Source organism: Streptomyces sp. AC512_CC834 (assembly GCF_019049325.1).
In the GTDB taxonomy this organism is placed as follows: Bacteria; Actinomycetota; Actinomycetes; order Streptomycetales; family Streptomycetaceae; genus Streptomyces.
Genome location: NZ_JAGMUO010000013.1, coordinates 88,021 through 106,585 on the forward strand (window position 1 = coordinate 88,021; position 18,565 = coordinate 106,585).

At 72.8% G+C, this 18,565-nt stretch carries 17 protein-coding genes; 8 read left to right on the plus strand and 9 right to left on the minus strand.

The window, feature by feature from the left end; genetic code table 11:
• Nucleotides 1-38 precede the first annotated feature (38 nt).
• Nucleotides 39-1,568: an aldehyde dehydrogenase (NADP(+)) gene (locus KUM40_RS03815; protein WP_217162796.1), complete on the minus strand. Its 1,530-nt coding sequence runs from the start codon at nucleotides 1,566-1,568 to the stop codon at nucleotides 39-41.
• 124 nt (nucleotides 1,569-1,692) lie between these two features.
• Between KUM40_RS03815 and KUM40_RS03820 the strand changes: the two genes are divergently transcribed.
• The 8 genes from KUM40_RS03820 to KUM40_RS03855 all read left to right on the plus strand — a co-directional run bounded on the left by KUM40_RS03820 (nucleotide 1,693) and on the right by KUM40_RS03855 (nucleotide 8,980).
• A complete protein-coding gene (locus KUM40_RS03820; protein ID WP_217162798.1) occupies nucleotides 1,693-2,466 on the plus strand; it encodes an IclR family transcriptional regulator in 774 nt (257 codons plus the stop codon).
• 3 nt (nucleotides 2,467-2,469) lie between these two features.
• Nucleotides 2,470-2,940 (plus strand): GNAT family N-acetyltransferase, encoded by a 471-nt coding sequence (locus KUM40_RS03825; protein ID WP_217162800.1) that lies wholly within the window; start codon nucleotides 2,470-2,472, stop codon nucleotides 2,938-2,940.
• Nucleotides 2,941-3,042: 102 nt separating this feature from the next.
• Nucleotides 3,043-4,074 (plus strand): hypothetical protein, encoded by a 1,032-nt coding sequence (locus tag KUM40_RS03830; protein ID WP_254394498.1) that lies wholly within the window; start codon nucleotides 3,043-3,045, stop codon nucleotides 4,072-4,074.
• On the plus strand, nucleotides 4,071-5,372 hold the full coding sequence (locus KUM40_RS03835) for a histidine kinase (RefSeq protein ID WP_217162801.1): 1,302 nt from the start codon (nucleotides 4,071-4,073) through the stop codon (nucleotides 5,370-5,372). The genes KUM40_RS03830 and KUM40_RS03835 overlap by 4 nt, the downstream gene beginning before the upstream one ends.
• A gap of 10 nt (nucleotides 5,373-5,382) precedes the next feature.
• Nucleotides 5,383-6,042 (plus strand): response regulator transcription factor, encoded by a 660-nt coding sequence (locus KUM40_RS03840; RefSeq protein ID WP_217162803.1) that lies wholly within the window; start codon nucleotides 5,383-5,385, stop codon nucleotides 6,040-6,042.
• A gap of 73 nt (nucleotides 6,043-6,115) precedes the next feature.
• Nucleotides 6,116-7,570, plus strand: a complete 1,455-nt coding sequence (locus KUM40_RS03845; RefSeq protein ID WP_217162806.1) for a penicillin-binding protein 2 — start codon at nucleotides 6,116-6,118, stop codon at nucleotides 7,568-7,570.
• 76 nt (nucleotides 7,571-7,646) lie between these two features.
• Nucleotides 7,647-8,222: a SigE family RNA polymerase sigma factor gene (locus KUM40_RS03850; protein WP_217162808.1), complete on the plus strand. Its 576-nt coding sequence runs from the start codon at nucleotides 7,647-7,649 to the stop codon at nucleotides 8,220-8,222.
• Complete coding sequence (locus tag KUM40_RS03855; RefSeq protein WP_217162810.1) at nucleotides 8,219-8,980, plus strand: hypothetical protein; 762 nt, start codon at nucleotides 8,219-8,221, stop codon at nucleotides 8,978-8,980. Before KUM40_RS03850 ends, KUM40_RS03855 begins: the two co-directional genes overlap by 4 nt.
• A 19-nt stretch (nucleotides 8,981-8,999) precedes the next feature.
• Here KUM40_RS03855 and KUM40_RS03860 read toward each other — a convergent pair whose 3' ends face one another.
• The 8 genes from KUM40_RS03860 to KUM40_RS03895 form a co-directional block, all read right to left on the minus strand.
• The gene (locus KUM40_RS03860; RefSeq protein ID WP_217162812.1) at nucleotides 9,000-9,797 is read right to left on the minus strand and encodes an HAD family acid phosphatase; all 798 of its coding nucleotides are present in this window, start codon (nucleotides 9,795-9,797) and stop codon (nucleotides 9,000-9,002) included.
• 143 nt (nucleotides 9,798-9,940) lie between these two features.
• Nucleotides 9,941-11,080: a pectinesterase family protein gene (locus KUM40_RS03865; RefSeq protein WP_217162814.1), complete on the minus strand. Its 1,140-nt coding sequence runs from the start codon at nucleotides 11,078-11,080 to the stop codon at nucleotides 9,941-9,943.
• A 99-nt stretch (nucleotides 11,081-11,179) separates the two neighbouring features.
• Nucleotides 11,180-12,514: a polysaccharide lyase family 1 protein gene (locus KUM40_RS03870; protein WP_217162816.1), complete on the minus strand. Its 1,335-nt coding sequence runs from the start codon at nucleotides 12,512-12,514 to the stop codon at nucleotides 11,180-11,182.
• A gap of 60 nt (nucleotides 12,515-12,574) precedes the next feature.
• Nucleotides 12,575-13,375: a rhamnogalacturonan acetylesterase gene (locus KUM40_RS03875; protein WP_217162818.1), complete on the minus strand. Its 801-nt coding sequence runs from the start codon at nucleotides 13,373-13,375 to the stop codon at nucleotides 12,575-12,577.
• 167 nt (nucleotides 13,376-13,542) lie between these two features.
• Complete coding sequence (locus KUM40_RS03880; protein ID WP_374227337.1) at nucleotides 13,543-14,901, minus strand: sugar ABC transporter substrate-binding protein; 1,359 nt, start codon at nucleotides 14,899-14,901, stop codon at nucleotides 13,543-13,545.
• 84 nt (nucleotides 14,902-14,985) lie between these two features.
• A complete protein-coding gene (locus KUM40_RS03885) occupies nucleotides 14,986-16,524 on the minus strand; it encodes a glycoside hydrolase 43 family protein (RefSeq protein WP_217162823.1) in 1,539 nt (512 codons plus the stop codon).
• Entirely contained in the window at nucleotides 16,521-17,411 is an 891-nt protein-coding gene (locus KUM40_RS03890) for a PmoA family protein (RefSeq protein WP_217162825.1), read from the minus strand. The genes KUM40_RS03885 and KUM40_RS03890 overlap by 4 nt, the downstream gene beginning before the upstream one ends.
• Entirely contained in the window at nucleotides 17,408-18,565 is a 1,158-nt protein-coding gene (locus KUM40_RS03895) for a Gfo/Idh/MocA family protein (RefSeq protein WP_217162827.1), read from the minus strand. Before KUM40_RS03895 ends, KUM40_RS03890 begins: the two co-directional genes overlap by 4 nt.

Sequence of the window (18,565 nt, forward strand, 5' to 3'; positions counted from 1 at the left end):
GCTCACAACCTCGCACCCCACGGCGCAACCGCGGAGCCCTACCGCTCCAGCACCCCGTTGAACCGCCGCGGCAACCCCAGCGGATTGTCGTCCCGCAGCTCCGCAGGAAGCAGCGCCTCAGGCGCCCCCTGATACGCCACCGGCCGCAGCCACCGCTCGACGGCCGTACCCCCCACCGACGTGGACGTCGAAGTGGTCGCCGGGTAGGGCCCCCCGTGCTGCTGAGCCGCGGCCACCGCGACCCCCGTGGGCCAGCCGTTCACCAGTACACGCCCCGCCAGCGGCACAAGCTCCGCGAGGATCGACGCCCCGCGCCCCTGGCCCGCCGCCTCCTCGACGGAGACCTGCATGGTCGCCGTGAGGTTGCCCGGCAGCCGGGACAGCACGCCCCCCACCTCGGCGTCGTCCTCGTAGCGGGCCACCACGGTGACCGGCCCGAAGCACTCCTCCAGGAGCAGGTCGTGCTCACCCTCCGCCGCCAGCCGCGCGGCCGGCACGGTGAGGAACCCGGCGGCGACGGTGTGCTCGCCGCCCGATCCCGGTGTCACCGGGGAGTCCACGTCGGGCAGCGCGGTGCGCTCGGCGACGCCGGCGACGAAGTTGTCCCGCATGCGGTGGTCGAGGAGCACTCCGGCGTCGGTGTCGCTGACCGCGTCCGTGAGGGACTTGACCAGGCCGTCACCGGCGGCGCCCGCCGGCACGAGTACCAGGCCGGGCTTGACGCAGAACTGCCCGACGCCGAGCGTCATCGAACCGGCCAGCCCCGCGCCGATCGCCTCCGCCCGCTCCACGGCCGCCGCCTCCGTGACGACGACCGGGTTCAGCGAGCCCAGCTCGCCGTGGAAGGGGATCGGTGCCGGTCGCGCCGCCGCCGCGTCGAAGAGGGCGCGGCCACCGCGTACGGACCCCGTGAAGCCCGCCGCGGCGACCAGCGGGTGCTTGATCAGCTCGACGCCCGCCTCGAAGCCGTGCACCAGGCCGAGGACGCCGTCCGGGATGCCGTGGCGGGCCGCGGCCCGGCGCAGCACCTTGGCGACCAGCTCGGACAGCGCCGGGTGGTCGGGGTGCGCCTTGACGACGACCGGGCAGCCGGCCGCGAGCGCGCTCGCGGTGTCGCCGCCGGAGACGGAGAAGGCGAAGGGGAAGTTGGAGGCCGAGTAGACGGCGACGACCCCGAGGGGCACCTTGTAGCGGCGCAGGTCCGGGATGGGCGGGGTGGCGGTGTCGTCGGGGTGGTTGACGACCACGCCGAGGAACTCGCCCTCGTCCACGATGTCGGCGAAGGCCCGCAACTGGTAGCAGGTACGGGCGAGTTCGCCGGTGAGCCGGACCGGGCCGAGCGCGGTCTCCGCGTCGGCGACCTCGACGAGGGTGCCCTCGGCGGCCTTCAGCTCGTCGGCGGCGCCGCGCAGGAAGGCGGCGCGGACGGTGCGGTCGGCGAGTGCGTCCCGGGCGGCGTGCGCGGCGCGGACGGCGTCGTCCACCTCCTGGGCGGTGGCTTCCACCGCGACCTGTTCACGCTGCTTCCCGGTACGGGGGTCGACACTCCAGACTGGTGCTGCTGCCACCGCGGGTCCCTCCACGTGCATCGGAACGTGCTCCGCATCGACTCGTTCGATATGCTGAACGTTGTCTCTGCTGATGAATATGCTGTTCGAGACTATTTCCCGTCGAACGAAGGGGTCAAGGGCGATGTCGGCTGTCGAGACGGGGGGCGGAGCGCAGGTCAAGTCCGCGGTACGGACGGTTGAACTGCTCGAGTACTTCGCCGGACGCCCCGGTATGCACTCCCTGGCGTCGGTCCAGGAGGCCGTCGGTTATCCCAAGTCCAGTCTCTACATGCTGCTGCGCACACTGGTCGAGCTGGGCTGGGTGGAGACGGACGCCACGGGCACGCGGTACGGCATCGGTGTACGGGCGCTGCTGGTCGGCACCTCGTACATCGACGGCGACGAGGTGGTCGCGGCGGCGCGGCCGACGCTGGACCGGCTCTCCGACGACACGACGGAGACCATCCACCTCGCGCGCCTGGACGGCACGAACGTCGTCTACCTGGCCACCCGGCAGTCGCAGCACTACCTGCGGCCGTTCACCCGGGTCGGCCGCAGGCTGCCCGCGCACTCGACCTCGCTGGGCAAGGCGCTGCTGAGCACGTACACCGACGAGCAGGTCCGCAAGATGCTCCCGGAGACACTCCCGGCGCTGACCGAGCACACCATCACCGACCGGGAGAAGCTCATCGAGGAGCTGCACCAGGTGCGGGAGCAGGGTTTCGCCGTGGACCGCGAGGAGAACACGCTGGGCCTGCGCTGCTTCGGTGTGGCGGTCCCCTACCGCACTCCCGCGCGGGACGCGATCAGTTGCTCGGTACCGGTGGCGCGGCTGACGCCCGCGCACGAGCAGATGGTGAAGGACGCGTTGTTCGACGCCCGGGACCGGCTGACATTGGCCACGCGTAGGCTCTGATCCATGCACATCGCACTGCGCGAGGTTCACGACAGCGATCTGCCCGTCTTCTTCCGGCAGATGAACGATCCGGAGGCCCTGCGCATGGCGGCCTTCACCCACAAGGATCCGGCCGACCGGGACGCCTTCGAGGCCCACTGGAGAAAGATCCGGGCCTCCGATGACGTCGTGCGGACCATCCTCGGCGACGGTGACGTCATCGGCAGCGCGGCGGTGTACGGGGAGCCGGGCGAGCGCGAGGTGACGTACTGGGTCGACCGGGCGTACTGGGGCCAGGGCGTGGCCACGGCCGCGCTGCGGGCCCTGCTCGCCGAGGTGCGGGACCGCCCGCTGTACGGGCGGGCGGCGGCCGACAACGCGGGCTCGCGGCGCGTGCTGGAAAAGTGCGGCTTCGAGATCAGCGCGCGGGCGCGGGGGTTCGCAGCGGCCCGGGGCGAGGAGATCGACGAGGTCGTCCTGCACCTCGCGGAATGACCCGCGGAACGAGCCACTGAATGAGTCGTCTCCGCCGCGCGGCGGAGGCGGATCGTCGCGGCGTGGGACGCGCCCGGGGTGTGGGCACGGGAGCGTGGAGCCATGACGCAGCCCCTCGCCTCCACCCCCTCCAGCGCTTCCACGCCCTCCACCGCCCTCCCGGCCGCTTCCGCCGCGGGGTCCGCCCGCGCCCGTCGGCTGCTGCGCGCGGTCGCCGTCGCCGCCTGCCTGCCGTATCTCGGGCTCAAGGTCGCCTGGATCGCCGGGAGTCACGTCGGGATCCCGGCCGGCAGCGTCCTGCTGGACCACCGGGTCACCATGGCCGTGGCCAATGGGCTCACCCTGCTCCTGGACAGTTGTGTGATCGCGCTGGCGCTGACGCTCACCCTCCCGTGGGGCCTGCGGGTGCCCGCGTGGCGGCTGGCGTTCCCGGTCTGGGTCGCCACGGGTCTGCTCGCGCCGATCATGGCCGGGTTCCCGTTGCAGCTCCTGACGCGGGCGTTCGGCGAGGACACCGCGACGGCGTCAGGACCGGGAGGCGAGCCCTTCCTCCACTCATGGGTGTTCGCGGTCGTCTACACCGGCTTCATCGTGCAGGGACTCGCCCTGGGGACGCTGTTCGTCCGCTACGCGCGAGGCCGTTGGGGGCGGTTGTGGCGCGGCCGGATGTGGGATCTGCCGGTGCGCGCCGTCGCGGCGCCGTTCAAGGCCGTCGCCGTGATCGGTGCGGTTCTCGCGTCCTTCCCGTTCGCGGTCCGGCTGTACTGGGCGAGCGGCGGCACGGCGGGGCTCGGGGCGGGGGAACGCGCGGCCGGCTTCCGGGTGCTGGAGGGCCTGCACGTCGCGTTCCTCGCGGCGGCCGTCGTCGGCACCCTGCTGCTCGCCTTCCGCCGCGCCCGGCGCCTTCCGGTCGCGGTGCCCCTCGCCTCGGTCTGGGTCTGCTCCGCCGCCGTGGCCTGCTGGGGCGGCTGGGTGCTGCTCGCCACGCTGATGCCCGCCGACGATGCCGCCGACCGCCCGGCCACGCTGATGACGCTCGCCTACGCTGGGCAGATGACCGTCGGCCTCCTCCTCGCCTCAGTCGGCGCCCACTTCCTCACCCGGCGGTCGGTCACGGCCCGCACCCGGCCGTGACCGCGTTCGCCCGGTTCCTGTTCGGCCGGCGGGCGCGCCTGCGGTGGATCCATCTGATCCTCGGCGGCGCGCTCGCCATGCCGTACGTCCTCGTCGGCTCGGTCGTCGTCGGCCCGGTCGCCGGGGACGCGAACGTGTTCGGCTCGCTCCGCCTCCAACTGGCCTCGTTCGCCATCGGGTTGCCGCTCGCCGCCGTCACTTCGCTGTTCCCGCTGACCCGCCCTCTGGAGTCGGGCGTGGTGCGGTGGCTGTGCGGCGTCGAGGCCGACCGGCTGGCCTACGGGCCCGCCCGGACCAAGGGCGAGAAGGGGCGTACGGCGGCCTGGTTCACGCTGCATCTGGGGGCGGGCGGGATCGTCGCGGGGATGTCGCTGGCGGTGCCGCCGTTCGCGGCCGCGCTGGTCCTGCTGCCCTTCGTGCCGGCGCTGCGCGACGACCGGATGGGGCTGCCCGGCGTCCTCCACCACACCTGGGCGCTCGCCCTCGCGCCGTTCGCGGGCGCCGCGATGCTGGTCGCGCTCGCCGGTTGCGCGGGCGTCTGCGGCACGCTGCTGGCCCGCTGGGCGCCCGCGCTGCTCGGCCCCAGTGCCGAGGACCGGGTCGCGGCGGCCGAGGCCCGCGCCGCCGACCTCGCCGTACGCAACCGGCTCGCGCGTGAACTGCACGACTCGGTCGGCCACGCCCTGAGCGCGGTCACCCTCCAGGCGAGCGCCGCCCGCCGGGTGCTGGACTCCGACCCGGAGTTCGTGCGCGAGGCGCTCGCCGCGATCGAGGACACCACGCGCCGCACGGTGGGCGAACTCGACGCCGTACTGGGCGTACTGCGCGACGGCGACGCGCCCGGTGCCGCCTGGGACACCGCACCGGCACGAGCACCGGCACCCGCGCCCGCGCCCGCGCCGACGCTCGCCGCCGACCTGGACGGCCTGCTGCGCCGCACCCGCGCGGGCGGGCCGCGGGTGACGGCCACCGTCGCCACCGACCCGGAGACGCTGCCGCCGCTGGTCTCCCGCGAGGCGTACCGCATCGTGCAGGAGGGGCTGAGCAACGCGCTCAGGCACGCGGGCGAGGAGGTCACCGTGGCGCTGCGCGTCGAGGTGCTGGACGACGATCTGCGGATCACCGTCGAGAATCCCCTGGGCGGTTCCCGCCCCGTCCCGCGCCCCGGCGGCGGTCACGGCCTGCGCGGCATCGCCGACCGGGCCCGGCTGCTGGGCGGCGCCGCCGAGGCGGGCCCCGACCCCGAGGGGCCGCTGTGGCGACTCCACGTCCGACTGCCCCTGTCCGACCGCCGCTGAAGGGAACCGCGTGACCCGTCCGCCGATCCGGATCGTCCTCGCCGACGACGAACGCATGGTCCGTACCGCCCTGCGCGCCATCCTCTCCGCCGAACCGGACCTGGAGGTCGCCGGCGAGGCCGCCACCGGCGCCGAGGCCGTCTCCGTCGTGCGCCAGACCCGGCCGGACGTGGTCCTGATGGACGTCCGGATGCCCGAGGTCGACGGCATCCGCGCCACCGAGCAGATCCTCGCCACGCTCGCCGGGCCGCCCCGCATCGTGGTCGTGACGACCTTCGAGAACGACTCCTACGTCTACGACGCCCTGCGCGCCGGTGCCGCCGGTTTCCTGCTCAAGCGCGCCGACGCCGATACCCTCGTCCGGGCGGTGCGGCTGGTGGCGCACAGCGACACGCTGCTGTTCCCGGCGGCGGTGCGGACGCTGGCGGCCGAGCACGCGCGCGCGAATCCCGCGCCGCCGCCCTGGGTGGCGCGGCTCACCGAGCGCGAGGGCGAGGTGCTGCGGCTGATGGCGACCGGTCTGACCAACGCGGAGATCGCCGGGCGGCTGGGGGTGGGCCCGGCCACGGCGAAGACCCACGTGGCGTCGGTGCTGGCGAAGACCGGCGCCCGGGACCGCACCCAGGCGGTGATCCGGGCCTACGAGGCGGGCTTCATGAACGGGCGATGAGAAGGGATGAGAAAGATGAGAAAACGGGGCACATGGGAACGATCGCCGCCCGCCCGTTCGTCCCGTCAGTGGGATGAACAAGACGATCAGGCGCGCCTCGGTCTTCACGCTGCTCCTGGTGTTCGCTCTGCTGATCAGGGCGACCTGGGTGCAGTTCTACGACGGCCAGGCACTCGCGGACAGCAAGGACAACCGGCGCAACGCGATAGAGACGTACGCGGACCCGCTCGGGAACATCATCGTGGCCGGACGGTCGATCACCGGCTCGGCGTCGACGGAGGGCGGCGACCTCGCGTACAAACGCACGTACGAGAAGGGCAAGCTGTACGCGGCGGTGACGGGCTACGCCTCGCAGGCGTACGCGCCGACGCAGTTGGAGGGCATCTACCAGGACGTGCTCAACGGCACGGACCCGCGGCTGAAGAACGTGATGGACACGGTCACCGGCACGCGCGCCGAGCCGGGCAACGTGGTGACGACGATCGACCCGGACGTGCAGAAGGCCGGGTTCGAGGCGCTGGGCGAGAAGAAGGGCGCCGCCGTCGCGATCGACCCGCAGACGGGCAGGATCCTGTCGGTCGTCTCGACCCCCTCGTACGACCCGACGTCGCTGACCGACGCCAACACCGCAGGTGAGGCCTGGGAGAAGCTCACCAGCGATCCCGACAAGCCGCTGACCAACCGCGCGCTGCGCCAGCCGCTGCCGCCGGGCTCGACGTTCAAGCTGGTCGTGGCGGCCGCCGCGCTGGAGAACGGGCTGTACGGGTCGGTCGACGAGAAGACCGACAGCCCGGACCCGTACACCCTGCCGGACACCACGACGGACCTGACCAACGAGAACCCGAACGCCCCCTGCGAGAACGCCACGATCCGCACCGCGCTGCAGTACTCGTGCAACAACGTCTTCGCGAAGATGGCCGTCGACCTCGGCCAGGACGAGCTGCGCGCCATGGCCGAGAAGTTCGGCTTCAACGACGAGACGCAGGACGTGCCGGTACGGGCCTACACCAGCGTGTACCCCAAGGACATGAACCGGTCGTCGACGGCCCTGACGGGCATCGGTCAGTTCGACGTGACGGCGACCCCGCTGCAGATGGCGATGGTCTCGGCGGCCCTCGCCAACGGCGGCGAGCTGGTCTCCCCGCACATGGTGTCTCAGGTCACCGACAGCGGCGGCGACGTCCTCGAGGACCACACCGACCCGGACTCGAAGCGGATCGTCAGCTCCTCCACCGCCGAGCAGTTGCAGTCGGCCATGCAGACCGTCGTCGACGAGGGCACGGGGTCGAACGCGCAGATCGCCGGCGCGACGGTGGGCGGCAAGACGGGTACGGCCCAGCACGGCGAGAACAACAGCAAGACGCCGTACGCCTGGTTCACCTCCTACGCCAAGTCCGACTCCTCGGACAAGGAGGTCGCCGTGGCGGTCATCATCGAGCAGTCCGACGCGGCCCGCAGCGAGATCAGCGGCAACGGCCTGGCGGCCCCGGTGGCCAAGGCGATGATGGAGGCGGCGCTCAAGGGCTGACTTTCCGGGGGCCCTTCGGGTTCGGCCTGCCGTACGGTGTTCGGCACCGGGGAAGCCGCTGCGAGGAGAGTCCGCCGTGAGGCCAGTCGTCGACGACGCCGCCTCCGCGGAGTTCCGTGCCTTCTTCGAGCGCCACTACGCCGAACTGGCCCGGCTCGCCCACCTGCTGACGGGCGAGCCGGACGCCGCCGACGACCTCGCGGCCGACGCCCTGCTGGCCCTGTGGCACCGCTGGGACCGGGTCCGCGCGGCCGACCATCCGGTGGCGTACGCGCGCGGTGTCGTCGCCAACCTCGCCCGCACCCGTATCCGGACCGCCGTGCGCGAGCGCAGACGCGTCGCCCTGTTCTGGTCGCAGCGCGAGGAGCGGACGGAGAACCCGGACGTCGCGGGCGTGGTGGACGTGCGCGAGGCGCTGCGCCGGCTGCCGTTTCGCAAGCGGGCGTGCGTGGTGCTGCGGCACGCGTTCGACCTCTCCGAGAGGGACACGGCGCTCGCCCTGGGCGTCTCGGTGGGTACGGTGAAGAGCCAGACGTCGAAGGGCGTGGCCGAACTCCAGCGGCTGCTCGGCACCCGGGCCGCTCCCCGTGCTCCTCAGCAGGTGCGCGCGGCGATCGCGCACAGCTCAGAGGCCGCGGGAGGCAGCCGATGACCGGGCGGCGGGACGCGGACGAGGAGTTGCGCGCCCGACTGCGCGAGGCGGCCGGGGCGCACGCACCCGACCGGGCCCGGATCCTGGCCCGGGTCGAACGCGGCATGACGGCCCGGGACCGTCCCGGGCAACGCCGGCCGGCCCGTCCGCCGCTGCCGCTGCCGCTGCCGGGCTGGGTGCGGGTGGCCGGTGCGACGGCGGCGGTGGCGGGCGTCCTGGTCGCCGGCGGCTACGCGGTCACGTCCGCGGTGAAGGACGACGCCCCCGCACAGCGCTCGGTCGCCACCTCGCCCGGACCTCGTGAGTCCGGGTCGCGTGAGCCCGGGGCGCGTGAGCCCGGGGCGCGTGAGCCCGGGGCGCGGTGGTCGGACGGCGCGGTGTGGTCGGACGGCGCGGTGGACCCGCACAGCAACGAGTTCTGGGCGCAGAGCAACATCACCCTGAGGACGCGCGCTCCGCTGACCGCGCTCACGGTCGAACTGCGGGTGGCGCAGACCGGCTCGGTCACCTCCACCGGCGCCTGGCGGTCACTGCCGGAGCACGACTTCACCTTCACGGTCGACGAGCGGGACGGTTTCCTCGTCTACCGGTGGACGCTCAGGCAGGGCCGTACGGTGCCGGCGGGCGAGTGGATGTTCGCCGGGCAGTACAACCACGAGCGCGGTGGCCGGGACGCGGGCGGCGACCGCTACTCCGCGACGGCCACCGCCGCGTCCGGACGCCTCTCGGTGGAGGGCGACTTCACCGCCCTTGGCTGAGCGGGCGACCCGCGACCCGCTACTCGACGAAGTAGGTCGGGTTGGGCAGCTTGTACGTCCGGTCCGCGTAGCCGCCCTGGAGGTCGGAGTACTGGTCGCCGAAGTTGGCGACGATGTCGTACCCGAGGTCCCGCTCGATGTGCCGGCGGGTGCCCGCCTTGTACTGCACGGTGGTGCAGTTCCAGGCGTCCGGGGTGGCGCAGTGGGACAGGTAGGACGGCGGGTCGGCCTCGTCCTTGAGGAAGATGTGGCCGGTGTCGAGGTTCACGTCGGCGCCGATCTTCTTCAGGTTCTCGACGGCGGCGGCGCGCCGCGCCTCGCCCAGGCCCGAGTTGTAGAAGACCTCGACGCCCCTCTTCTCGGCGTACCGGGCGAGTCCCGGGCTGCCGGGGACGGCCGGGCGGTCGGCCCGGTCGACGTAGGCGGCCCAGGTGGCGCTGTCGTAGCCGTAGTTGTTCTTCTTCTCGTAGTCGAGGCTGAGGAGCAGCGTGTCGTCGATGTCGAAGACGACGGCGGGCTTCGTGTGCTTGTGGTGCGCCGAGCGGGCCGCCCGGTCGATCTGCCGCTTCGCGGCCCTGTCGAGCCGGGCCAGGTCGGCGGCGTACGGGCTGTCCGGGGAGGCCTGGTAGACGCCGTCGGCGTCGAGCGTGGTGCCGTAGTAGGCGTCGATGTCGTTGGCCAGCACCCCGATGTTGTACGGCTCGTGGGTGGAGTTGACCGTCGACTGGCCGGCGGTGGCCGCGCCCGTGCCGTACAGGACGGCGCCGGCGACGGCACAGGCGGCGGTGACGGTCGCAACGCGCAGTGGTTTATGCATGACACAGGTTTCTACGCGCGTCACCCGGGTGAGCGCGAGACCCGTGGCCGGATCCGCGCCCCTATACCTGGCAAAAATCGCGTCAAGCAGGTCAAGTGCCGCCCGCGACGGGCCGGTCGGCGCCCGCGGGTCAGCGCCGCGGGTCAGCGCCGCCAGTCGTACGGCCGCCAGTCGCCGAGGTACGCCTCCCTGGTGTGCGTCGCGGCCTCGGCGCGGGTGAGCTGGGGCCGGTTCTCCGGGACGGTGATCGCGGCGCCGGGTCCTGTGTTGCGGTACTCGCTGAACCGCTGCTCCTGCCAGGGGTAGGCGTCCCGCATGTTGGCGTACGGCGCCACCGCGTCGATGCCCGCGCCGAGGTGGGTCTCGCGCACGGTGAGCATCGGGCGGGCGGTGGTGTCGGAGCTGGGCACCCAGGGGCGGGCCAGCTTGTAGTAGCCGTCCGGGGCCTCGCTGGTGACGCGGCCGTGGGTGACCAGGTAGCCGCGCGGGTTGGCGCCCGCCGTGGACGGTGCGAACACGAAGCCGTAGGGGGCGGCGTCGAGGTCGGTGCGAGTCAGGGTGCGGAAGTGGCAGCGCTCGTACACCGCGGTCGCCCGGCCGAAGACGAAGTCGACGTCGCCCTCGACGTAGCAGCGCTCGTAGTACTGGCGGGCGAAGAGGGAGCGGTCACGGGTGTCGGCGTAGAGGGTGTCCTGGTGGCCGAGGAAGTGGCAGTCGTGGAAGGCGGACCGGTCGCCCATGACCTTGATGGCGACCGCCTGGGTGCCGGTCCAGTCGGGCTGGTCGGCGCGCAGCCAGTCGTTGGCGAAGGTGATCGAGCGGGCGGTGAAGCCGTCGGCGCGCACGGTGGTGGTCGCCGACCCGCTGGTGCCGTAGGTACCGGAGCCGTCCGGCTTGGGGGTGCCCGCCGCGTTGTCGTACACGATGACGACGTCGCGCGGGTCCCCGGAGGCGCCGATCCAGGTCGCCCCGGTGCGGTCGGCGTCCACGGAGACCGTCTCGCGGTAGGTGCCGGGGGCGAGGACCAGCGTCCAGCCGCCGCCCCCGGTCGCGGTGACGGCGGCCTGTACGGAGGTGAAGTCGCCGCGGCCGTGCGGGTCGACGTACAGGGTCTTCGGGGTGCGGCGGGCGGCCGGTGAGCCGTACCGGCCGAAGGGGCGCGGGTGCCGTCGGGTGCCGGCGGCAGCGGGTACGGCCGCGAGGCCGAGTGCGGTGCCCGCGCCGGCGGTCGTCAGGAGGAAGCCTCTGCGGGAGGGGGCGGGTCGGGGTCGGGGTCGGTGCATGCGGGTGCTCCTTCGGTGACGGGCGGCGGGCGGCGGGAGGACCGGAAGGGCCGGGGCCGGTGCGGGCTCCCCGGCCCTTCCGGTCCACGGGGGCGGGTGTCAGCGCAGGCGGCCGGCGCCCGCGCCGTGGTCGACGACGACCGGGACGGCCCAGGCCGGAAGGACCCGGGTGCGCAGGGTGGGCCGCCAGCCGGCGCCGGAGCGCAGGGTCTCGTCCGGGACCTGCGCGTTGTGGACGGCGATCAGGTCGACGGTGCGGCCGTTGACGCGGTTGTGGGCGGCGGTGAGCGGCGAGTCGTTCCAGCGCTTCAGCACCTTGGCGGGGCTGACGCCGTCGGGCAGGGTGAAGGCGTTGTACTCGGCGACGAGCGCGGACTCCTTGCCGACGCCGAAGCTGTAGGCGTAGTCGTCCGAGGCCACGAAGTGGTTGTTGTAGACGTCGACCTGGCCGAAGCGGACGCGGGGCGCGCGCTCGACGAGGTTCTTGAACAGGTTGTGGTGGAAGGTCACCTTCAGGTGGCCGCGGTCGACTGCGGCGGTGGACTCGCTGTCGCTGTTGCCGATCAGGATCGTCTTGTCGTGCTCGGTGAAGACGTTCCAGGACGCGGTGACGTGGTCGGCGCCCTTCACGATGTCCAACTGGCCGTCGTGCTGCTGGTAGAGCATGCCGAAGTAGGTGGGCGCCGCGCTGTCGGGGTGCTCGCCGTCGGTGAAGGTGTTGTGGTTCAGCCACACGTGCGTGGATCCGTACACGACGGCGCTGTCGTACTCGGAGTTCCAGTTGCCCTGGTCGCCGTCCGTGGGGTCCCACTGCGGGAAGCAGTCGACGGGGCTCTCGAAGGCCAGGTTGCGGACGATGACGTTGTCCACGCCCTTGATCTGGAGGCTGGCGCCCTTGAGCCCGGCGTCGCGGCCGACGCCGATGATCGTGGTGTTGGAGGGGACCTCGACCTTGATGGACTGGTCCTGCTGTGCGGCGGAGGCGCGGCGCAGGCCCTCGGGGCTGTCGTCGGGCTCGGCGCTCAGGTCGGTCTCCAGGCCCCAGTTCTCCGGGGAGTACTTCTCCAGGTAGGCGTCGAAGTCGTAACCGGGCGCAGCGAAGGCCTCGCAGCCCTCCGAGACGGCGTCGATGGTGCCCTTGACCTTGATGATGCGCGGCGCGGTGCCCTCCGCGGCGAGGGCGGCCCTGAATCCGGCCCAGTCGGTGACGGTGTACACGTCGTCCGCGTCGGCGGCGGCCCCGCCGGTGGTGCCGGTGCCCTGGGAGGCCCAGCCGTCGTTCGCGGGCAGCGTCTGCCGGGCGGTGTCCCGGGGGTGGTGGTGACCGGGGCGGGCCTCGGCCGTGGCGGCGGTCAGGCTCAGTACGAGGGCGGTGCAGCCGACGAGCGCGGCGGCGCTGCGAGTGACATGCCCATGCCATCTATAGGTGCTCATGGTGCGGCTCTCCCTGACTCTCGGGGTCGTGAGGTCGTGCGGTCGTGCGGTCGTGCGGTCTTACGCGGTGGCCGATGTCGGCCAGTTGATCCAGGACTCGGGGATCTCCTCGTCCAGCCGGCGCACGTCCCGGTGCGCCAGCACCCGCCCGCGCAGCAGCTCCCGGGCGACGAGCCGGGCGACGGCGATCGCGCCCGGCGGGTTGAAGTGGGTGTTGTCCTGCTCGGTGGCGGTCCAGTTGAAGTACACCTTGGTCCCCTCGACACCGAGCCGCTGCCACAGCGCGAGCGACAGCGCCTGTACGTCGAGCAGCGCCACGCCCTCCTGCCGCGCCAGCGCCCGCATCGCCGCCGGGTACTCCCCGTGGCTCGGCTGCGCGGTACCGCCCGCGTCGAACCGCCGCCGCTCGACGGGCGTGGCCAGCACCGGCCGCGCCCCACGGGCCCGCGCGCCGTCGACGTACATCCGCAGGTAGTCCTGGTACGTCGTCCAGGGCTCGGTGTAGCGGGCGGGGTCCTCGTCCTTCTCGTCGTTGTGCGCGAACTGGACGAGCAGGAGGTCGCCGGGGCGGATCGCGCCGAGCACGACGTCCAGCCGCCCTTCGTCGACGAAGCTCTTCGAACTCCGCCCGTTCACGGCGTGATTGGCGACGCGGAGGCCCTTGCGGAGGAAGAAGGGCAACGCCATCCCCCACCCGGTCTCGGGCGCGGCGTCGGCGTACTTCTGCGCGGCGGTGGAGTCGCCGGCGATGTAGAGGGTGCGGGGGTGGCGTCCGCCGGCCTGGGCGGTACCGGCGGCGGCGAACGCCAGGGGGATGGAGCCAATGGCGGCTGAGGTGACTTGTCTTCGGGTGATGGACACGCTGGCACACCTTCCAAGAGAGGTGAGGGAAGCACCCCCAGGGGCGCGGGGCTGTATCGATGTGCGGCTCCGCCGCGTGGGCGCGACAAGCCACGGACGGCCCGCAGCCCGCGACGACCCACGGACCGCCCACGGCGAAACCGAACCCGAACCGAACCCGAGCCCGGCTAACCCATCTGCTCCGTCCACTCGGCCTGCGCCTCGTTCAGCTTCTCGGCCAGCCCGTCCAGGAAGTCCTTCGCGCTCATGTCCCCGAGCAGCACCTTCTGGAACCCCGGCTCACTCTCCGACTTGGACAGCGTGTTCCAGTCCGGCAGGTAGTACGGCAGTTGGACGATGGTCGTGGACCCGTCGTTCAGCGCCTCGGCCGCCAGCTTCGTGGGCTCGGCCTTCTGGATCCACGCGTCACCGGCGGCCCCCGTGTTGGACGGCACCTGCCCGGCCGACTCGTTGAACTTCGAGTTCTGCTCCTTCGAGGTGGCGAACTCGATGAACTTCCAGGCGGCCTCCTTGTTCTCGGAGGCCTTGAAGATGCCGAGCCCGTCGACCGGGTTGGAGACCTGGACCCGCTTGCCGGACGGGCCGACCGGCTGCGGGATGCCGCGGAACTTGTCGACGCCGAGCGCCTTCACGTGGTCCTGGTAGGAGCCCAGATTGTGGTTGAGCATGCCGATGGTGCCGGTGTCCCACTGGGCGGTCATCTTCGCGAAGTCGTTGTTGACGTCGGCGGCCGGCGTGACCTTCTTGTAGAGGGCCGCGTACTTCTCCAGCGCCTCGACGTTCTTCGGGTCGTTGACGGTGGTCTTCTTCTTGCCGGCGTCCCAGAACGAGGTGATGCCGGACTGCCCGTACATCGCGTCGAGCGCCTGGGCGATGGATCCGGAGCCGCCGCGGATGGTGTAGCCGAACTCGTTCTCGCTCTTGTCGGTCAGCTTGTCGGCGGCTTCGTAGAACTTGTCCCAGGTCGTCGGCGCGTCAAGACCGGCCTTCTCGAACAGGTCGGTGCGGTAGTAGAGGACGCCGTTGTTGGCGGAGGTAGGCATCGAGTACAGGGTGCCGTCGCCGCCGCCGGCGGCCTTCAGGGACTCGACCATGTCCTTGTTGAGCTCGCCGCTCCGGGGGGACTTCGCGAGCCGGTCGTCCAGGGGTTCCAGGGCCTTCTGGGCGGAGAAGCCCGCGAGCATCGACGCCGTCACGCCGCCGACGTCCGGCAGGCCGCCGCCCTGGATGGCGGTGTCGACCTTGGACTGGTACTCGGTGGCGGCGATTCCGACGTACTCCACGTCGATGTCCGGGTTGGCCTTCTCGAAGTCGGCGATGATCTCCTTCCAGACGGCCGTACGGATACCGCCGTTGTTGTCCCAGAAGGTGATCTTCCCCTTGCCGCTGCCCTCGGCGCCCTTGCCGCCGCCCGACCCGCTGCCGTCGTCGCCGCAGGCGGTGGCGGTCAGTGCGAGCACGGCCCCCAGGGCGACGGCGACGGATGTCCGGCGCCTGCCTGCGCCGCTGTCTCTGCTGCTGAGCATGCTGATCCTCATTGGTCGGCTCTCTTCTTCTGGATCCAACAAAGCGGTGGAACGACAAAGCGGTGGAACGACAACGTGGGGGTTTCAGTGGGGCCCGACGCGGAACCGCGTGAAGGTGGCCACGCCGGCGTGTCCCTGGCCGGCGGGCGCGAGCGCGAACAGGCCGAGCAGTGCGCCGACCCAGCGCCAGGGCGTGGCGGCGAACTCCTGACCGGTGGGCCGGGGGCCGTCGCCGAGGTCGTAGGAGAAGCGGCAGCGCGCCCCGGGAACGGTCTCGATCCGCAGCCGGGCCCGTCCCCCGGGTGCGGGGCGGGGCCGGTCGGCGTCCCGCTCGGCCTCGGCCACCGACTCGGCGAACCGGTGCACCAGGTGCACCGTCCCGTCCGGGTCCCGCTCGAGCCCGATCCAGCGGTAGGCGTCGCCGAGCACCGCGAGCCCGGCCCGCGCGCCCGGTTCCTCGCTGTCCAGCCGTAGCTCGACCTCGATCACCGAGGGGTCGCCGGGAAATCGCTGGGTGAGGACGCTCGGCAGGACGCGCAGGTCGTGCGCGTCGGCCGAGCGGACGCAGGCCAGCCGCAGCCCGTCCCCGGAGTGCTGGGTGGCCCAGCCGTCGCGGGAGTTGGCCGTCCACGACCACTGGCGGCCGTACCGTCCGCCGGGGAAGTCGTCGTCGGTCGCGGGTGCGGCGGCCGGCTGCGGGGGCAGCGCGGGGCGCGGGTGCTCGGTGACCGGGGCGCCGTCGTCGCCCAGCACCGGCCAGCCCTCCGCGTCCCACCGCATCGGCTGGAGGTGCACCACCCGGCCGTACGCGCCGCGCTGCTGGAAGTGCAGGAACCAGTCCTCGCCGGCCGGCGTGCGCACCCAGCCGCCCTGGTGGGGGCCGTTGACGTCGGTGTCCTTCTGTTCGAGGACGACCTTCTCCTCGTACGGCCCGAAGAAGTCGCGGGAGCGGAAGGCGCCCTGCCAGCCGGTCTCCACCGAGCCGGCGGGTGCCAGGATCCAGAACCAGCCGTCGTGGCGGTAGAGCTTGGGACCCTCCAGGGTGAACCAGCCGGGGAGGCGGTCGCCGTCGACGATCACCTTGCCGTCGTCGAGGAGTTCGGTGCCGTCGGGGTGCATGCGGTGGCCAGTGAGGCGGTTCTTGACCCCGGAGCGGGACCTGGCCCAGGCGTGCACGAGGTACGCCTCGCCGGTCTCCTCGTCCCACAGGGGGCAGGGGTCGATCAGCCCCTTGCCGGCCTTCACCAGCCGGGGTGCGGTCCACGGGCCCCTGATCTCGGGGGCGTTGACCTGGAAGACGCCCTGGTCGGGGTCGCCCCAGAAGATCCAGAAGCGGTCGGCGTGGTGGCGCAGGGACGGGGCCCAGACGCCGCAGTCGTGCCGGGGCGTCGCGAACGCCCGCTCGGGTTCCAGGCGGTCCAGGGCGTGCCCGACGAGGGTCCAGTGGACCAGGTCGCGCGAGTGCAGGAGCGGCAGACCGGGGGCCCGGCCGAAGCTGGACGCGGTCAGGTAGAAGTCGTCGCCGACGCGCACGACGTCCGGGTCGGACCAGTCGGCGTTCAGGACGGGGTTCGTGTATGTCTCCGGGGTCTCCGGGGTCTCCGGGGCCGTCTCGGGGGTCACGGGCTCACCGCCTTTCGTACGAGGGTGGCGGCGCCGTCGGCGTCTAGGCGGCCGTCGGCAACGACGGTGACGATCCGGCGGACCAGGGTGTCGCCGGGGGCGACGGTCACCCGGGCGTCGTGGGCCAGCGAGGAGCCGACTCCCGGGTACTCCTCGGTGCGCACGAACCACGGGTCGCGCCGGGTGCGTTCGGTGGCGCCGGCGAACACCAGCGACCAGGTGTCGCCGGTCAGGGCGAGCCAGTCGGCGCCGGTGCCGTGGACCTCCGCTTCGCCCTCGCGGTCGGCGGTGAAGACCCTGGGCGCCGCGCTCTCCTTGCGGGCGCGCCAGAAGAAGCCGCCGTAGGCGGCGCCGGGGCGTCCATTGGTGGCGGGGCTGCCGATGGTGAGGGGGTCGGGGGTGATGTTGGTGAGGGAGAAGGTGAAGTCCAGCGCCCAGGCGCCGGCGGTGAGTCCGGTGGCGGTCAGCCCGCCGGCGGTCAGTCCGGTGGCGGTGAGCTCGGTGGCGGCGACCGTGCGGCGCTCGCGCAGCAGCTCGGTCCCGGCGGCGGCCCAGCGCAGTTCCTCGACGAAGCCGTCGGGGTCGCTGAGCTGGAAGGCGGTGTGCCGCTGGCTGCCGTGGTTGTCCAGCTCGGTCGGCCCGCGGCCTCGGACGTAGGTGCTCCCGCCCCAGAAGTTGTGCCCCTCGACGTCGGGAACGGCGACACCGACGCCGAGGTGATGGAGGTGGTCGGCGGGACCGCACTCGGTGACGGCGGTGCCGGCCAGGGTGGTGACGGGGTACAGGTAGGGGCGTGGGGAGAGCCGGGGCGGCAGCTCGGGCCGGGTGACGTAGCGGGCGACGGGGCGGCCCGCCACGCGCAGCACCGGGGAGTCGTTGCCGGTCATCGGGTGCTCACCTCGTGTCGCGGGTGCTCGGTGCGCGGGGCCCAGGGCGCGCCCAGCTCGGAGTACAGGGAGAGGGTGGAGGCGGCGGCGGTCACGAACCCGTCGATGCCGGGGACCACGCGGCGGCCCTCGCCGGGGACGCGGCGCCAGGCGGCCTCGGGCAGCGGTTCCGGGTCGGGGGCCCGGCGGATCGCCTCGACGACCCGCATGAAGGCGCCCGTCTCGTCCGGGGGTACCAGCAGGGGGGCGCCGGTGGTGAGGTGGTCGACGAGGTTCTCCAGCAGGTCGGTGCGGCCGTAGTGGTACTCCTCGGGGCCGTGGCCGCCGCGCTGGAGCAGGATGCGGTCCTGCTTGTACCAGAGGGTGATGCGGCCGCTGCCGCCGTGCACCAGGACGTACGGCTCGTCGGCCCGCTCGGCGCACAGGGTCGCGGCGACGGTGACGCGGTGCCCGCGTGCCGTGCTGATGCGCACGCAGGAGGTGTCGTCGGCCTCGATGTCGTTGGCGTGGCTCAGCTCGGTCTCGATGCCGGCGACGTCCTCGGCGCGGGCGGTGCCGCCGAGCGCGAGGGCGGTGGCGACGGCGTGCGCGAGCGGGTTGGTCAGCGCGCCGTCGATCACGTCGGCGCCGTTGAGGCGCCGCTTGCCCGACCAGGGTGCCCGGCGGAAGTAGGCCTCGTCGCGCACCCACGCACCGGCTCCGCCGATGCCCGCCACCTCGCCGATGGCGCCCTCGGCGAGCAGCTCGCGGACGGCGGGCACCGCGTGCGAGCCCAGCGACTGGAACCCGATCTGGCAGGCGACGCCGGCCTCGGCGACCCCGTCGGCCATGCGCCGGAACTCGGCGTACGACGGGGCCGGGGGCTTCTCGAGGAGCAGGTGGACGCCTTTGCGGGCGGCGGCCAGCGCGAGGTCGGTGTGGGTGGGGATCGGCGTGCAGATGACGGCGATCCGGGCGCCGGTGGAGTCGAGGAGGGCATCGAAGTCGGCGGACTGCTCGGGGAGTTCGCCGCCGGCCTCCTGCTCGGTCAGCGGGGTCAGTTCGCAGATGCCGGCCAGGCTGACCAGTCCGGCCCGCTCCAGGCGGCGGATGTTGGCGACGTGCCAGCGGCCGTGGCCGCGGGCGCCGGCGAGGACGACGGGAACCCGGCTCAT

Excerpts from the sequence above, each read along its gene's own strand:
- KUM40_RS03820 (WP_217162798.1), top strand. The coding sequence starts at position 1,693 with ATGTCGGCTGTCGAGACGGGGGGCGGAGCGCAGGTCAAGTCCGCGGTA.
- KUM40_RS03825 (WP_217162800.1), top strand. The coding sequence starts at position 2,470 with ATGCACATCGCACTGCGCGAGGTTCACGACAGCGATCTGCCCGTCTTC.
- KUM40_RS03830 (WP_254394498.1), top strand. The coding sequence starts at position 3,043 with ATGACGCAGCCCCTCGCCTCCACCCCCTCCAGCGCTTCCACGCCCTCC.
- KUM40_RS03845 (WP_217162806.1), top strand. The coding sequence starts at position 6,116 with ATGAACAAGACGATCAGGCGCGCCTCGGTCTTCACGCTGCTCCTGGTG.
- KUM40_RS03855 (WP_217162810.1), top strand. The coding sequence starts at position 8,219 with ATGACCGGGCGGCGGGACGCGGACGAGGAGTTGCGCGCCCGACTGCGC.
- KUM40_RS03860 (WP_217162812.1), bottom strand. The coding sequence starts at position 9,797 with ATGCATAAACCACTGCGCGTTGCGACCGTCACCGCCGCCTGTGCCGTC.
- KUM40_RS03865 (WP_217162814.1), bottom strand. The coding sequence starts at position 11,080 with ATGCACCGACCCCGACCCCGACCCGCCCCCTCCCGCAGAGGCTTCCTC.
- KUM40_RS03870 (WP_217162816.1), bottom strand. The coding sequence starts at position 12,514 with ATGAGCACCTATAGATGGCATGGGCATGTCACTCGCAGCGCCGCCGCG.
- KUM40_RS03880 (WP_374227337.1), bottom strand. The coding sequence starts at position 14,901 with ATGCTCAGCAGCAGAGACAGCGGCGCAGGCAGGCGCCGGACATCCGTC.
- KUM40_RS03890 (WP_217162825.1), bottom strand. The coding sequence starts at position 17,411 with ATGACCGGCAACGACTCCCCGGTGCTGCGCGTGGCGGGCCGCCCCGTC.
- KUM40_RS03895 (WP_217162827.1), bottom strand. The coding sequence starts at position 18,565 with ATGAGCCGGGTTCCCGTCGTCCTCGCCGGCGCCCGCGGCCACGGCCGC.